The sequence below is a fragment of the Streptomyces vinaceus genome (assembly GCF_008704935.1).
Lineage (GTDB): Bacteria > Actinomycetota > Actinomycetes > Streptomycetales > Streptomycetaceae > Streptomyces > Streptomyces vinaceus.
Genome location: NZ_CP023692.1, coordinates 4,425,967 through 4,439,869, shown reverse-complemented (window position 1 = coordinate 4,439,869; position 13,903 = coordinate 4,425,967). Strand labels below are relative to the sequence as shown.

The following is a 13,903-nucleotide window of genomic DNA, read 5'->3' as shown; positions in this document are numbered from 1 at the left end:
GTCCCCTGTGGTGTAATTGGCAGCACTGAGGCTTTTGGTGCCTTATGTCCGGGTTCGAGTCCTGGCGGGGGAGCTCCTGTTGGTTCGGGTCCTGACCGGTCGGTCGGGACCCGGCTTCGTTTCCGGGGTGCGGCCCCCCGGTATCCTTCACGGGTCCACCACCCGAAGCCGAAGGGCATCCCCGTGAGCGCCAACCGCCCGGCAGCCGTCGTCGTACTCGCAGCGGGTGAAGGCACCCGCATGAAGTCGGCCACTCCCAAGGTTCTGCACGAGATCTGCGGGCGCTCGCTCGTGGGCCACGTCGTCGCCGCCTCGCGCGAGCTGGACCCCGAACACCTCGTGGTCGTCGTGGGCCACGCCCGCGAGCAGGTCACCGCGCACCTCGCCGAGATCGACGCCTCCGTCCGCACCGCGGTCCAGTACGAGCAGAACGGCACCGGCCACGCCGTCCGCATGGCCCTCGAAGAGCTCGGCGGCGCCGTCGACGGGACCGTGATCGTCGTCTGCGGCGACACCCCCCTGCTGACCGGGGAGACTCTTCAGCAGCTCGCGGCCACGCACGTGGCCGACGGCAACGCCGTCACCGTGCTCACCGCCGAGGTCCCCGACTCCACCGGCTACGGGCGCATCGTCCGGGACGGCGCCGGCGCCGTCACCGCCATCGTCGAGCACAAGGACGCCACCGACTCCCAGCGAGCGATCCGGGAGATCAACTCCGGAGTCTTCGCCTTCGACGGCGCCCTCCTCGCGGACGCGCTGGGCAAGGTGCGCACCGACAACAGCCAGGGCGAGGAGTACCTCACCGACGTGCTCGGCATCCTGCGCGAGGCGGGCCACCGCGTCGGCGCGGCCGTCGGCGGCGACCACCGCGAGATCCTCGGGATCAACAACCGCGTCCAGCTCGCCGAGGCCCGCGCGCTGCTCAACGCCCGTCTCCTGGAGCGGGCGATGCTCGCGGGCGTGACGGTCGTCGACCCGGCGAGCACGTTCGTCGACGTGACGGTGACCTTCGGGCAGGACGCGCTGGTCCACCCGGGTACGCAGCTGCTCGGCGCGACGCACGTGGCCGAGGGCGCCGAGGTCGGTCCGAACACGCGGCTCAAGGACACGCGGGTGGGTCCGGGTGCGCGGGTGGACAACACGGTGGCGGACACGGCGGTCATCGGTGAGTCGGCTTCGGTCGGCCCGTACGCGTACCTGCGTCCCGGTACGAACCTGGGGCTGAAGGCGAAGGCCGGTACGTACGTGGAGATGAAGAACGCGACGATCGGCGAGGGTACGAAGGTGCCCCACCTCTCGTACGTGGGCGACGCGACGATCGGTGAGTACACGAACATCGGCGCGGCGAGCGTGTTCGTGAACTACGACGGTGAGCACAAGCACCACACGACCGTCGGCTCACATTGCAAGACGGGTTCGGACAACATGTTTGTGGCGCCCGTCACCATCGGGGACGGCGCGTACACGGCGGCCGGTTCGGTCATCACGAAGGACGTTCCGGCGGGTGCGCTGGCCGTGGCGCGCGGCCAGCAGCGCAATATCGAGGGCTGGGTGGCCCGTAAGCGGCCGGGTAGCGCGGCGGCGACGGCGGCCCAGTCGGCGGCCCCGGAGGATTCGGACCCCCGCTGAGGCCTCGTTGAGGTGAACTGACCGGAAACAGGTAGGCCCGTCAGGGCGTACCGTGATAGGTGCACGCAATTCGGCTGGCTCACCGTGTGCGGGACGGACGCACACGGGGGCGAGCAGCTTTCAACACGTCTGAGGAGACTGTGCTGTGACCGGGATCAAGACGACCGGCGAGAAGAAGCTGATGCTCTTCTCCGGCCGCGCCCACCCCGAGCTGGCCGAGGAGGTTGCGCATCAGCTGGGCGTCGCCCTCGTGCCGACCAAGGCTTTCGACTTCGCGAACGGTGAGATCTACGTCCGCTTCCAGGAGTCGGCTCGTGGCGCGGACTGCTTCCTGATCCAGAGCCACACGGCTCCGATCAACAAGTGGATCATGGAGCAGCTGATCATGATCGACGCGCTGAAGCGTGCGTCGGCCCGCTCCATCACCGTGATCATCCCCTCCTACGGGTACGCCCGCCAGGACAAGAAGCACAAGGGCCGCGAGCCGATCTCGGCCCGCCTGGTCGCCGATCTGCTGAAGACCGCGGGCGCGGACCGCATCCTGACGGTCGACCTGCACACGGACCAGATCCAGGGCTTCTTCGACGGTCCGGTGGACCACCTGTCGGCGCTGCCGGTCCTCGCGGACTACGTGGGCGCGAAGGTGGACCGTTCGAAGCTGACGATCGTCTCCCCGGACGCCGGCCGTGTGCGCGTCGCCGACCGCTGGTGCGACCGTCTGGACGCGCCGCTGGCGATCGTCCACAAGCGCCGTGACAAGGACGTCGCGAACCAGGTGACCGTGCACGAGGTCGTCGGTGAGGTCCGCGGCCGCGTCTGTGTCCTGGTCGACGACATGATCGACACGGGTGGCACGATCTGCGCCGCCGCCGACGCGCTGTTCGCGCACGGCGCGGAGGACGTCATCGTGACGGCCACGCACGGGATCCTGTCGGGCCCGGCGGCGGACCGCCTGAAGAACTCGAAGGTCAGCGAGTTCATCTTCACGAACACCCTGCCGGACCCGTCCGACCTGGAGCTCGACAAGATCACGGTGCTGTCGATCGCCCCGATGGTCGCGCGCGCGGTGCGCGAGGTCTTCGAGGACGGTTCGGTCACCAGCCTGTTCGAAGAGCAGCAGTAACCGGTAGTACAGAGATCCTTTTGGGTGCGGCCTCCGCGCCGGGTAGACTCCACGAGTTGCTCGGCGAGGGAGGCCGCACCTTTTCGGTGTCGGCGCTCCGTTATCGACGCGCTCTTCGTAGCAGGCCGTTCAGGCCGGGTGACTGTGTCCCTTTCCATCACCCCACGAGGAGTGAGCATGTCCGAGGTCAAGCTTTCCGCCGAGCTCCGCACCACCTTCGGCAAGGGCTCCGCCCGCCAGGCCCGTCGCGACGCCATGGTTCCCGGTGTCATCTACGGCCACGGCAACGACCCGAAGCACGTCAACGTCGAGGGCCACGGCCTGGCGCTGGCGCTGCGCACCCCGAACGTCCTGATCTCCCTGGACATCGCGGGCGACGGCACCGAGCTGGTCATCCCGAAGGCCGTTCAGAAGCACCCGCTGAAGCGTTCGGTCTCCCACGTCGACTTCCTGATCGTCAAGAAGGGCGAGAAGGTCACCGTCGAGGTCGCCGTCGTCACCGAGGGTGACCTGGCTCCCGGCAACAACATGCTGGAGACCCTCCTCAACACGATCACGGTCGAGGCCGAGGCCACCCACATCCCGACCGAGGTCACCGTCTCCATCGCGGGCCTGGAGGCCGGTGCCTCCATCCACGCCAAGGACCTGGTCCTGCCGGCCGGCACCACGCTGGCCGTCGACGGCGAGACCGCCGTTCTGCAGGTCGTCGCGCCGCAGGCCGAGGAGCCGGCCGCCGAGGCCGCCACCGAGGGCGACGAGGCCTGAGCCTCGCCCTTCCCCCTCAGCACTTGCTGATCGACCGCCGTCCGGCTCCACTGGGAGCGGGACGGCGGTCGTCCTCGTTAAGGAGCATGGATGTCGGACGACGCGGCGCCGTGGCTGATCGTCGGCCTCGGTAACCCCGGGGCGGAGTACGCGGGCAACCGCCACAACATCGGGTTCATGGTGGTGGACCTGCTGGCCGAGCGGATGCGTGGGAAGTTCAAGGCGCACAAGGCGCGGGCGCAGGTGGTCGAGGGCCGTATGGGCCCGCCCGGGCCGGCGAACCGCCGGGTGGTGCTGGCGAAGCCCATGTCGTTCATGAACCTGTCGGGTGGGCCGGTGACGGCGCTGCGCGACTTCTACAAGGTGCCGCTGGAGCGGGTCGTGGCGGTCCACGACGAGCTGGACATCGATTACCCGACGCTGCGGCTGAAGCTGGGTGGCGGGGACAACGGGCACAACGGCCTGAAGTCGATGACGAAGTCGATGGGCCCGGACTACCACCGGGTGCGCTGCGGCATCGGCCGGCCGCCGGGCCGCATGCAGGTCGCGGACTTCGTGCTGAAGGATTTCTCGTCGACGGAGCGCAAGGAGCTGGACTGGTTCGTGGACCGGGCCGCCGACGCGGTGGAGTGCCTGATCGCGGAGGGGTTGGAGCGCGCCCAGTCCGCTTACAACTCCTGACGGGCATGACGCGAAGGGGCCCCCGCACCGGACGGTGCGGGGGCCCCTTCGCGTTGGCGGGCCGGTACGGGCCCTGCGGGCGGCGTCAGCCGGTGTTGCGCAGGCCCGCCGCCACGCCGTTGACGGTGAGGAGCAGGGCGCGGGCCAGCAGCGGGTCGGGGGCTTCGCCGCGGGCGGCGGCCGCGCGCTGGCGGGCCAGCAGGGAGACCTGGAGGTAGGAGATGGGGTCCAGGTAGGCGTCGCGGACGGCGAAGGTCTGCTGGAGGACCGGGTTGGAGTCCAGGAGCTTGTGGCCGCCGGTGATGCGCAGGACCTCGCGGACGGTCAGTTCGTGTTCGGCCTCGATGCGGGCGAAGACGTGCTTGAGGTCGTCCGGGACCAGGGTGTCGACGTAGTGGCGGGCGATCCGCAGGTCGGTCTTGGCCAGCGTCATCTCGACGTTGGACAGGAAGTTGCGGAAGAAGTGCCAGCGCTCTCCCATCTCGGCGAGGGCGTCGCCCTGGCCGGCTTCGCGCAGGGCCTTCAGGCCCGAGCCGACCCCGTACCAGCCGGGGACGATCTGGCGGGACTGGGTCCAGCCGAAGACCCAGGGGATGGCGCGCAGGCCGTCGAGGCCCGCGCCGGAGTCGGGGCGGCGCGAGGGGCGCGAGCCCAGGTGGAGGTCGGCGAGCTGGTCGACGGGGGTGGCGGCGAAGAAGTACGCCGGCAGGTCCGGGTCCTCGACGAGCTCGCGGTACGCGGTGTGGGCGGCGTCGGAGACGGTGTCCATGGCCGCGTCCCAGCGGGCGAGGTCGTCCTCGGACTGGCGGGGGGCGGTGTGCAGGGCGGAGGCCTGGAGGGTGGCCGCGACGGTGAGCTCCAGGTTCTCGCGGGCCAGTGACGGTACGAGGTACTTGTCGGAGATGACCTCGCCCTGCTCGGTGACCTTGATCTCGCCTTCGAGGGTGCCCCAGGGCTGGGCGAGGATCGCGTCGTGCGAGGGCCCGCCGCCGCGGCCGACGGTGCCGCCGCGGCCGTGGAAGAGGCGCAGGCGCACGCCGTAGCGGTGGGCGACGTCGCGCAGGCGGCGCTGGGCGCGGTGGATCTCCCACTGGCTGGTGGTGATGCCGCCGAACTTGGAGGAGTCGGAGTAGCCGAGCATGACCTCCTGGACGTCGCCGCGCAGGGAGACCAGGCGCCGGTAGGAGGGGTCGGCGAGCATGGCGTCGAGGATGACGTCGGCGGCCTTGAGCTCGTCGGTGGTCTCCAGGAGCGGGACGATGCCGATCTTGGCCCAGCCGGCGTGGAGGTCGACGAGGCCGGCCTCGCGGGCGAGGACGGCGGCGGCGAAGACGTCGTCGGCGCCCTGGCACATCGAGATGATGTACGACTCGATGACCTCGGGGCCGAACTTCTCGAAGGCGTCCTTGATGGCGAAGAAGACGCCGAGGGTCTTGTGTCCGGCGGCGTCGAGGGGTGCCGGGGTGGGGGCGAGCGGGCGGCGCGAGCGGAGCTCCTTGGCGAGCAGCTTCTGCCGGTACTCGCGCGGCATGTCGGCGTAGCGCCAGGATTCCTCGCCGAGGCGGTCGAAGAGCTGGCCCAGCGCGTGGTGGTGGGCGTCGGCGTGTTCGCGGACGTCCATGGTGGCGAGCTGGAGGCCGAAGGCGGCGAGGGTGCGGATGGTGCGGTCCATGCGGCCGTCGGCGAAGAGGGCGCCGCGGTGTTCGCGCAGGGAGGTCTGGATGAGGGTGAGGTCGGTGAGGAGCTCGGCGGTGCCGAGGTAGTCGCGGCCTTCCTCGTGGGGGGTGCCCTTGGCGAGGCGCTCGCGGGTGTTGACGAGCTTCTGCCGGATGCAGGTGGCCTTGAGCCGGTAGGGCTCTTCGGCGTTGAGCCGCTTGTAGCGCGGGCTGATCTCGGGGAGGCGTTCGAGGTCGGCCTGGAGGGAGGAGAGGAGTTCCTCGGTGGCGCCGGTGTAGCGGATGGAGTTCGACAGCAGGCCGCGGAGGAAGTCGACGAGTTCGAGGGCGTCGGTGATGCCGTGCTCGTGCTGGAGGATCAGTACGTCGCGGGTGACGTCGGGGGTGACGTTGGGGTTGCCGTCGCGGTCGCCGCCGATCCAGGTGCCGAAGGTGAGCGGGCGGGTCCCGGCGGGGATCTCCACGCCGACGCGCTGGAGCTCGGCGGCGAGGTCCTCCAGGACGTCGCCGACCGCGCCGGCGTGCAGTTCGTCGAGGTAGTAGATGGCGTTGCGGGCCTCGTCGGCGGGTTCGGGCCGTACGACGCGCAGCTCGTCGGTCTGCCAGACGAGGTCGATGTTCTCGGCGAGGCGCAGGTCGTGGCGGCGGCGTTCGCCGGCGCCGGCGACGGGCTCCTCCAGGAGGGCGGCGATGCGGCGCAGCTTGTTGAGGACGCTGCGGCGGGCCGCCTCGGTGGGGTGTGCCGTGAAGACGGGGCGGACGTTGAGGTTCTTGACCGTCTCGCGCAGGTGCTCGGGGTCGGCGTCCTTGAGCATGTCGGCGGTGCGGGCGAGGAGTCCGCCCTCGGCGGCGCGGTGGGCGCGCAGTTCCTTGCCGCGGTGCACCTGTTCGGTGACGTTGGCGAGGTGGAAGTAGGTGGAGAAGGCCCGTACCAGCTTGGCGGCGGTCTCCAGGTCGGTGTCGCCGAGCAGTGCGGCGGCGGCGACGCCGTCGGTGCGCGTCAGGGCGCGTACTCGTTCGACGAGGTCGAGGAGTTCTTGGCCTTCCTGGCGGACGAGGGTCTCGCCAAGGAGGTCGCCGAGGCGGCGGATGTCCGCCCGCAGCTCCGCGTTGGCGGCGACGGCCGTGGCCGGGGCCTTGGCGGGGGTGGAGGAGGCCTGGTCAGCACTGCTCACAGGTGCGGCTCCTTGCAGTGTTCGAGCGCTACTGGGAGGTGGGCTCCGGGATGCGCGGGGGGCGGGCCCGGACTCCTGCCCCGGCTGTTGCCGGGAGGGGGTCCAGGGGGTGTCCCCCACCTGGTGCGCAGCTCGGCTGCCCGTGCGGACCGCGCTGTCCGACGACACCAGGATAGGTGTCCGGGCCTCGTGCCTCGCTAAACGTCTCACCAGGCGGCGCGCGGCCTGCTGCGAGCGCCCTTGAGAGCGCCTCGGGCCCGGCCGTGCTCCTCTTGCCCCGGGCTCCGGCTTTGCCATACTTACGTTGCCGTAGGTTACGGATCCGTAGCCAGGGCGGGCGTCACGGGCGCCCCGCCGATCACTCACCCCCCAGGGGACCCTCATGACCATCAGTCCCGAGCTGATCGAGGACGCCTCGGCGGCCTCCGATTCCGATACCCCCGCGCCCTCCGCGACCCTCGGAGGCGAGAACAAGCGGTCCGTCGAGCAGATCGCCCTGCTGCTGTTCATCGTCGTTCCCTTCCTGGCGCTGCTGGCGGCGGTGCCGCTGGTCTGGGGCTGGGGGGTGAGCTGGCTGGATCTCGGCCTGATGGTGTTCATGTACTTCCTGGCCTGCCACGGGATCACCATCGGCTTCCACCGGTACTTCACGCACGGTTCCTTCAAGGCGAAGCGGCCGCTGCGGATCGTGCTGGCCGTGATGGGTTCGATGGCGGTGGAGGGTCCGCTGGTGCGCTGGGTGGCGGACCACCGCAAGCACCACAAGTTCTCCGATCACGAGGGCGATCCCCATTCGCCGTGGCGGTTCGGCGAGACCGTTCCGGCCCTGATGAAGGGGTTGTGGTGGGCGCACATCGGGTGGCTCTTCGACGAGGAGCAGACCAATCAGCAGAAGTACGCCCCTGACCTGATCAAGGACCCGGCGATCCGGCGGATCTCGCGTGACTTCGTCCTGTGGACGGTCGTGTCGCTGGCGATCCCGCCGCTGGTGGGCGGTCTGGTGACGATGTCGTGGTGGGGTGCGTTCACGGCGTTCTTCTGGGGCTCGCTGGTCCGGGTCGCGCTGCTGCACCACGTGACGTGGTCGATCAACTCGATCTGTCATGCGGTGGGCAAGCGTCCGTTCCGGTCCCGGGACCGCTCGGGCAACGTGTGGTGGCTGGCGGTGCTCTCGTGCGGGGAGTCCTGGCACAACCTGCACCACGCGGACCCGACGTCGGCCCGGCACGGCGTGCTGCGCGGGCAGGTCGACTCCAGTGCCCGGCTGATCCGCTGGTTCGAGCTGGCGGGCTGGGCTACGGACGTGCGCTGGCCGTCCAAGGGCCGCGTCGATGCCCGGCGCAGGGAAAACGCGTCGAACGCGGCATGATGGGGGACGTGGCGATCGACGGCAGCAGTTCCAGCAGCGACAAGCCCCGGCGTGGCCGCCGGGTCCGGATGACGGGCGCCGAACGGCGTCAGCAACTGCTGGACATCGGCCGCACCCTGTTCGCGGAGAAGGGCTTCGAGGGCACGTCGGTGGAGGAGATCGCGGCGAAGGCCGGGGTCTCCAAGCCGGTGGTGTACGAGCACTTCGGGGGCAAGGAGGGGCTGTACGCGGTCGTCGTGGACCGGGAGATGCGCCAGCTGCTGGACGGGGTGACGGGCGCGCTGACGGCCGGGCACCCGCGGGAGCTGCTGGAGCAGGCGGCGTTCGCGCTGCTCGACTACATCGAGTCGTACACGGACGGCTTCCGCATCCTGGTCCGGGACTCCCCGGTCGCCCAGTCGACGGGGACGTTCGCCTCGCTGATCAGTGATATCGCCACGCAGGTCGAGGACATCCTGGGGCTGGAGTTCAAGGCGCGCGGGTTCGATCCGAAGCTGGCCCCGCTGTACGCGCAGGCGCTGGTCGGGATGGTCGCGCTGACCGGGCAGTGGTGGCTGGACGTGCGCCGGCCGAAGAAGGCGGAGGTCGCGGCGCACCTGGTGAACCTGGCCTGGCACGGGCTGGACGGGCTGGAGTCGAAGCCGCGGCTGGTCGGCCACCGCAAGAGCTGAGCCGTACGGCCACGCACCGCGCGAACGCACCCCGCGGCGGCGCCCCGTCACCGGATCTCCGGTGGCGGGGCGTCGTCGCGTCGTACCGCCGCCCCTGGCGCTCAGTCCAGCGGTTCGAGGAACTTCAGCCGGTTGTCCGCGGGGTCCTCGCAGGAGAAGCGGCGGTGTCCGGGCCCGGCGGCGAACCAGCAGCCGCCGCGGGCGGCGAGTACGGGCGGTTTGGCGGTCAGAGCTCCTTTCGGGCGACGGCGAAGATGCGGCGGAACGGGAAGACGGTGCCGCGCGGGCCGGGCGGGTAGGCCTCGCGCAGCAGGTCGCGGTATTCGGCGAGGAAGGCCTCCGCGGCCGTCCGGTCGTCCCCGAGGGCGGTCAGCACGGGCCGCAGGGCGGTGCCCTTGACCCAGTCCAGTACCGGGTCGGGGCCGGTGAGCAGCTGGTGGTAGGTGGTTTCCCAGGTGTCGACGGTGCAGCCCAGCTCGATGAACCGGTCCAGGTAGTCGCCGGGTTCGAGGAGGTGGACGTAGCGGGCGCCGTGGCCGGCGAGGCGGCCGCGCCAGCGCGGGGTGTCGCAGAGCCGGGCGAGGAGCGCGTGGCTGGGGGCGGTGAAGTTGGCGGGGATCTGGAAGGCGAAGGTGCCGCCGGGGCGCAGCCCGTTGGTCCAGGCGGCGAAGGAGCCGGCGTGGCCGGGGACCCACTGGAGGGCCGCGTTGGAGACGATCAGGTCGTAGGGCTCCTCGGGGAGCCAGTGTGCGAGGTCGCCGTGGCGGAAGTCGAGGCTGCCGCCGCCCGGGGTGGGGCCCGCGTACTCGTCGTCGGCGCGGCGGAGCATCTGCGGGGAGAGGTCGAAGCCGGTGATGTGGGCCTCGGGCCAGCGTTCGGCGAGGAGTGCGGTGACGTTGCCGGGGCCGCAGCCGAGGTCGGCGATGCGGGCGGGGCGCGTGGGCAGCTCGGGTATCCGGTTCAGGAGGTCGAGGAAGGGGCGGGTTCGGTGTCCGGCGTGGCGGAGGTATTGCTGGGGGTCCCAGGTGGGCGCGGCGTGGGCGGAGGGTGCGGGGATCTTTGCCGACGCGGTATCGGAATGCATGTTCGAGCCTCCCTACTGACGGGGCGGGCGGAAGCGGAAGCGGTTCCGGCCCCCTCCATGCCCATCGTCACTCAGAATATATCTCGATGTCAAGATTCATGAGATCGAGATATCCATTCCCGAGATCCTCGATTTGAAGAGACTTCACGTCGACAGACCCCTTACACTGATCGGCATGGAGGACGAGGTCGACCGATTGGTCGCGGCATGGCGGCGGGAACGCCCTGACCTCGACGTGGAACCGCTCGAAGTGCTGAGCCGCGTCAGCAGGCTCGCCCGGCACCTCGACCGCGCCCGCAGGCTCGCCTTCTCCGAGCACGGCCTGGAGCCTTGGGAGTTCGACGTCCTGACGTCGCTGCGCCGCGCCGGCGCGCCCTACCAGCTCTCCCCCGGCCAGCTCCTGACGCAGACCCTGGTCACCTCGGGCACCATGACCAACCGCATCGACCGGCTCGCCAAGAAGGGCCTCGTCGAGCGGCTGCCCGACCCCAACGACCGGCGGGGGGTGCTCGTGCGCCTCACCCCCGAGGGCCGTGACCGCGCCGACGAGGCCCTGGCCGGCCTGCTGGCCCAGGAGAGGGCGATCCTCGCCCAGCTCTCCCAGGCCCAGCGCGGCGACCTCGCGGCACTGCTACGCCAGTTGACCGCTCCGTTCGACAACATCCCCGGCTAGGTCCGCCGGTCGTACGCCCGCCCGCCGGGCCAGTGCCACCGCCGCGAGCGTGGAGTGCACCCCGAGCTTGCCCAGCACGTTCTGCATGTGCGTGCGGACGGTGTGCGGGGACAGGAACAGCCGCGCCGCCACGTCCTTGCGGCCCAGCCCCGCCACCATGCAGCGCAGCACCTCGTGCTCGCGCGGCGTGAGGGACTCGACGAGCCGTTCGCTGTCCGTCCGGTGCTTGCGCGCGGCCGTCAGTTCCCGCAGGACCCCGGTGAGCAGCGCGGGAGGCAGGTGGGTCTCCTCGCGCAGGACCCCGCGGATGACGGCCAGCAGCCGCGAGAGCGAGCAGTCCTTCGCCACCCAGCCGGAGGCCCCGGCCTGCAGGGCGTGCGCGGCCCGGCGCGGATCGTCGCGCTCGGCCAGCACGACGGTGCGGACCCCGGGGTGGGACACCCGCACCCCGGCGACGAGCGCGATCCCGTCGGCGGCGGGCGGTGGCCCGGAGCCCGGTTCGCGCTGGGCGGGCACGGCCCCGGCGGCGGCGCCGAGGTCGGCGTCGACGAGCAGGACGTCGAAGCGGCGGCCCTCGGCCACCGCGCGTTCGAGACAGCGCAGCGCGGCGGGGCCGCTGCCGGCCGCGGACACGTCCACGTCGGGCTCGGCCGCGAGCGCGGCTGCGAGCGATTCGGCGAAGATGCGGTGATCGTCGACCACGAGAACCCGGATGCGAACCACAAAACCCCCAAGGGTCGGGGAACGGACGACTGCGGGTACGGCGCCCGGACCCGGTGATCCGCAGCTGCCGCGGCCGCCGCCGAGACATCTCTGCACTACCCCGGACCGGACGCCGTACCCGGCGTGTCTCGACCCCTGAATCAACACCGGCCCCCACCGGTGTCACGCATCAGCGTAGAACGGGTCGCCGCTCACGGTTGGCCGAATAGCAGAAGTTTTCCGAGGGATTTTCCGGCTGGGCAGGCGTGAACCGGGATCGCTGTGGCCGGAATTCGACCATGTAAACGGTCTGGAAGACGGTTTCCGGCGGGCCCGTGCCGCGGGCAGTTGCACGGAGGGCATTTCACCCGGCGTGTGCACGCCGGGCGCCCGCGCACCGCGCCCGCCCACGGCGCGGCCGGCGCCCGCGCGCTCCCCGCGCACGCCGCGGTCCGCACACCGCGGTACGCACGCGCCGTACGCACCGCGCCCCCCGGCACCGTCGGGTGCGGGGGGCGCGGGTGAGGCGGGGCGGCGGGTCAGGAGCGGTGCTTGCGCGTGAAGTTCCAGGCGTCCGTGATGATGCCCGTGAGGTCCGAGCGGGCCGGGGTCCAGCCGAGCCGCTCGTGCGCCGTGCGCGCGGAGGCGACGAGCACCGCCGGGTCTCCGGCCCGCCGCGGGGCGACGACCTCGGGGATCTCCGCGCCGGTGACCTTGCGGACCGTCTCGACGACCTCGCGGACCGAGAAGCCGTTGCCGTTGCCGAGGTTGCAGATGAGGTGCTCGCCCGCGGTGGCGGCCTCCAGGGCGGCCAGGTGGGCCTCGGCCAGGTCGGCGACGTGGATGTAGTCGCGCACGCAGGTGCCGTCCGGGGTCGGGTAGTCCTCGCCGAACACCGAGATCGACTCCCGCTCGCCCAGGGCGACCTGGAGCACCAGCGGGATCAGATGCGTCTCGGGGTCGTGCCGCTCGCCGAACTCCCCGTACGCGCCGGCCACGTTGAAGTAGCGCAGCGAGACCGCCGCGACGCCGTGCGCCGCGCACTCGCCGGCGATCATGTGGTCGACGGCGAGCTTCGAAGCGCCGTAGGGGTTGGTGGGCTTGGTGACCGAGTCCTCGGTGAGCAGGCCCTCGGTGGGCTCGCCGTAGGTGGCGGCGGTGGAGGAGAACACCAGCTTGCGCACGCCGTGCGAGCGCATCGCGGCCAGCAGGGCGAGCGTGCCGCCGACGTTGTTCTCCCAGTACTTGCCCGGGTTGGCGACGGACTCGCCGACCTGCGAGGACGCCGCGAAGTGCAGCACCGCGTCGTAGGAGGGGTCCAGGTACCGCTCGGCGTCCTGGATCCGGCCCTCGATGAAGGCGGCGCCCGCCGGGACGCCCTCGCGGAAGCCGGTGGACAGGTCGTCGAGGACGGTGACCTCGTGCCCGGCCTCCAGGAGGTGCGCCGCGACGACGCTGCCGACGTACCCGGCGCCGCCGGTGACCATGTATTTGAACGCCGCCGTGCGGGAAGTCGCCGTTCTGGAAGTCGCCGTCTCGCTCACTCGTCCACTGCCTCTCGCCGGGGGATGCACGCGGGCGCGTGCACGTGCCGGTCACTGGCTTACCGGATTACGGGCCTCCGGGGAAATCGGCGGCCGCCGAGGGCACCCCCGCCCGGTCCAGCAGGCCGGTACGGGCGGCCAGCGCCGCCGCCTCCAGCCGTGAGCCCACGCCCAGTTTCATCAGCACCCGCTGCACGTGCGTACGGGCGGTGCTCGGCGCGATCTCCATGCCCGCCGCGATGATCCGGGTGTCCTCGCCCTCGGCGACCCGGACCAGCACCTCCACCTCGCGCGGGGTGAGCAGCCGCAGCAGCCGGCTGCCCTCGTCGTCGGGCTGGACCGCGGGGTTGAGGAGCTCCGCGAAGGCGCCTTGGAGCAGCTGCGGGGAGATCGCCACCTCCCCCGCCCGGGCCTTGGCCAGGGCCCGCTCCACCCCTTCGATCCGCTCGTCGTGGCGTACGTACCCCGAGGCGCCGGCGGCGAAGGCGGCCGCGATCCCGCGCGGGCTCGGCACCGGGCCGAGGACGACCACGGCGATCTGCGGCCGTTCCCGCTTGATCCGGACGACCGGCTCGAAGACCCCCGGCTCGGCGGGCGTGGCGGTGCCCAGCAGACAGACCTCCGGCGCCCGGCTGATGACCAGCTCGGCGGCGCCCGCGGCCGGGGCGGCCGCGGCCAGCACCCGGTGCCCGCGCAGTTTGAGGGCCGAGGCCAGCGCCTCGGCCAGCAGCCGGTGTTCGTCGAGCACCATGACCCGTACGCCCATCGCGCACCCACCCCCGCCCTTCTGACCCGGCAAGCTACACGCTTG

Annotated in this window: 12 protein-coding genes and 1 tRNA gene; 8 read left to right on the top strand and 5 right to left on the bottom strand. The window is 71.3% G+C overall.

The window, feature by feature from the left end:
• Position 1: 1 nt before the first annotated feature.
• The 5 genes from CP980_RS20080 to pth all read left to right on the top strand — a co-directional run bounded on the left by CP980_RS20080 (position 2) and on the right by pth (position 4,198).
• A tRNA-Gln gene (locus CP980_RS20080) sits at positions 2-73 on the top strand.
• A 110-nt stretch (positions 74-183) separates the two neighbouring features.
• Positions 184-1,629 carry a bifunctional UDP-N-acetylglucosamine diphosphorylase/glucosamine-1-phosphate N-acetyltransferase GlmU gene (gene glmU / locus CP980_RS20075; RefSeq protein WP_132757398.1) on the top strand — a complete coding sequence of 482 codons (1,446 nt, stop codon included), beginning with the start codon at positions 184-186 and terminating at the stop codon, positions 1,627-1,629.
• Positions 1,630-1,774: 145 nt separating this feature from the next.
• Complete coding sequence (locus CP980_RS20070) at positions 1,775-2,752, top strand: ribose-phosphate diphosphokinase (RefSeq protein WP_030156542.1); 978 nt, start codon at positions 1,775-1,777, stop codon at positions 2,750-2,752.
• A gap of 177 nt (positions 2,753-2,929) precedes the next feature.
• Entirely contained in the window at positions 2,930-3,517 is a 588-nt protein-coding gene (locus CP980_RS20065; RefSeq protein ID WP_132757399.1) for a 50S ribosomal protein L25/general stress protein Ctc, read from the top strand.
• A 90-nt stretch (positions 3,518-3,607) separates the two neighbouring features.
• A complete protein-coding gene (gene pth, locus CP980_RS20060) occupies positions 3,608-4,198 on the top strand; it encodes an aminoacyl-tRNA hydrolase (RefSeq protein ID WP_132757401.1) in 591 nt (196 codons plus the stop codon).
• An 85-nt stretch (positions 4,199-4,283) separates the two neighbouring features.
• Here pth and ppc read toward each other — a convergent pair whose 3' ends face one another.
• A complete protein-coding gene (ppc, locus tag CP980_RS20055; RefSeq protein ID WP_373312950.1) occupies positions 4,284-7,049 on the bottom strand; it encodes a phosphoenolpyruvate carboxylase in 2,766 nt (921 codons plus the stop codon).
• A gap of 382 nt (positions 7,050-7,431) precedes the next feature.
• Here ppc and CP980_RS20050 point away from each other — a divergent pair, with 382 nt between their 5' ends.
• Together CP980_RS20050 and CP980_RS20045 are read left to right on the top strand one after the other, a co-directional pair.
• On the top strand, positions 7,432-8,418 hold the full coding sequence (locus CP980_RS20050; RefSeq protein ID WP_189998980.1) for an acyl-CoA desaturase: 987 nt from the start codon (positions 7,432-7,434) through the stop codon (positions 8,416-8,418).
• Entirely contained in the window at positions 8,418-9,089 is a 672-nt protein-coding gene (locus CP980_RS20045) for a TetR/AcrR family transcriptional regulator (RefSeq protein ID WP_030865813.1), read from the top strand. Before CP980_RS20050 ends, CP980_RS20045 begins: the two co-directional genes overlap by 1 nt.
• A gap of 226 nt (positions 9,090-9,315) precedes the next feature.
• Here CP980_RS20045 and CP980_RS20040 read toward each other — a convergent pair whose 3' ends face one another.
• Positions 9,316-10,173, bottom strand: coding sequence for a trans-aconitate 2-methyltransferase (locus CP980_RS20040; protein WP_132757402.1), 858 nt, complete (start codon positions 10,171-10,173; stop codon positions 9,316-9,318).
• 175 nt (positions 10,174-10,348) lie between these two features.
• On the opposite strand from CP980_RS20040, the gene CP980_RS20035 reads away from it, so the two are divergent.
• Positions 10,349-10,846: a MarR family winged helix-turn-helix transcriptional regulator gene (locus tag CP980_RS20035; RefSeq protein ID WP_132757404.1), complete on the top strand. Its 498-nt coding sequence runs from the start codon at positions 10,349-10,351 to the stop codon at positions 10,844-10,846.
• Here the strand turns inward: CP980_RS20035 and CP980_RS20030 are convergent.
• From CP980_RS20030 to CP980_RS20020, 3 genes are all read right to left on the bottom strand, one after another.
• A complete protein-coding gene (locus CP980_RS20030; protein ID WP_150528752.1) occupies positions 10,805-11,569 on the bottom strand; it encodes a response regulator transcription factor in 765 nt (254 codons plus the stop codon). The two genes, CP980_RS20035 and CP980_RS20030, sit on opposite strands and share 42 nt — an antisense overlap.
• Positions 11,570-12,087: 518 nt before the next feature.
• On the bottom strand, positions 12,088-13,035 hold the full coding sequence (gene galE, locus CP980_RS20025; RefSeq protein ID WP_132757408.1) for a UDP-glucose 4-epimerase GalE: 948 nt from the start codon (positions 13,033-13,035) through the stop codon (positions 12,088-12,090).
• A 124-nt stretch (positions 13,036-13,159) separates the two neighbouring features.
• On the bottom strand, positions 13,160-13,858 hold the full coding sequence (locus CP980_RS20020; protein WP_132757410.1) for a response regulator transcription factor: 699 nt from the start codon (positions 13,856-13,858) through the stop codon (positions 13,160-13,162).
• Positions 13,859-13,903 lie beyond the last annotated feature (45 nt).

What these genes read in the sequence shown, in the direction of transcription:
- CP980_RS20065 (WP_132757399.1), top strand. Translation starts at nt 2,930, where the DNA reads ATGTCCGAGGTCAAGCTTTCCGCCGAGCTCCGCACCACCTTCGGCAAG.
- pth (WP_132757401.1), top strand. Translation starts at nt 3,608, where the DNA reads ATGTCGGACGACGCGGCGCCGTGGCTGATCGTCGGCCTCGGTAACCCC.
- CP980_RS20050 (WP_189998980.1), top strand. Translation starts at nt 7,432, where the DNA reads ATGACCATCAGTCCCGAGCTGATCGAGGACGCCTCGGCGGCCTCCGAT.
- CP980_RS20045 (WP_030865813.1), top strand. Translation starts at nt 8,418, where the DNA reads ATGGGGGACGTGGCGATCGACGGCAGCAGTTCCAGCAGCGACAAGCCC.
- CP980_RS20040 (WP_132757402.1), bottom strand. Translation starts at nt 10,173, where the DNA reads ATGCATTCCGATACCGCGTCGGCAAAGATCCCCGCACCCTCCGCCCAC.
- CP980_RS20035 (WP_132757404.1), top strand. Translation starts at nt 10,349, where the DNA reads ATGGAGGACGAGGTCGACCGATTGGTCGCGGCATGGCGGCGGGAACGC.
- galE (WP_132757408.1), bottom strand. Translation starts at nt 13,035, where the DNA reads ATGGTCACCGGCGGCGCCGGGTACGTCGGCAGCGTCGTCGCGGCGCAC.
- CP980_RS20020 (WP_132757410.1), bottom strand. Translation starts at nt 13,858, where the DNA reads ATGGGCGTACGGGTCATGGTGCTCGACGAACACCGGCTGCTGGCCGAG.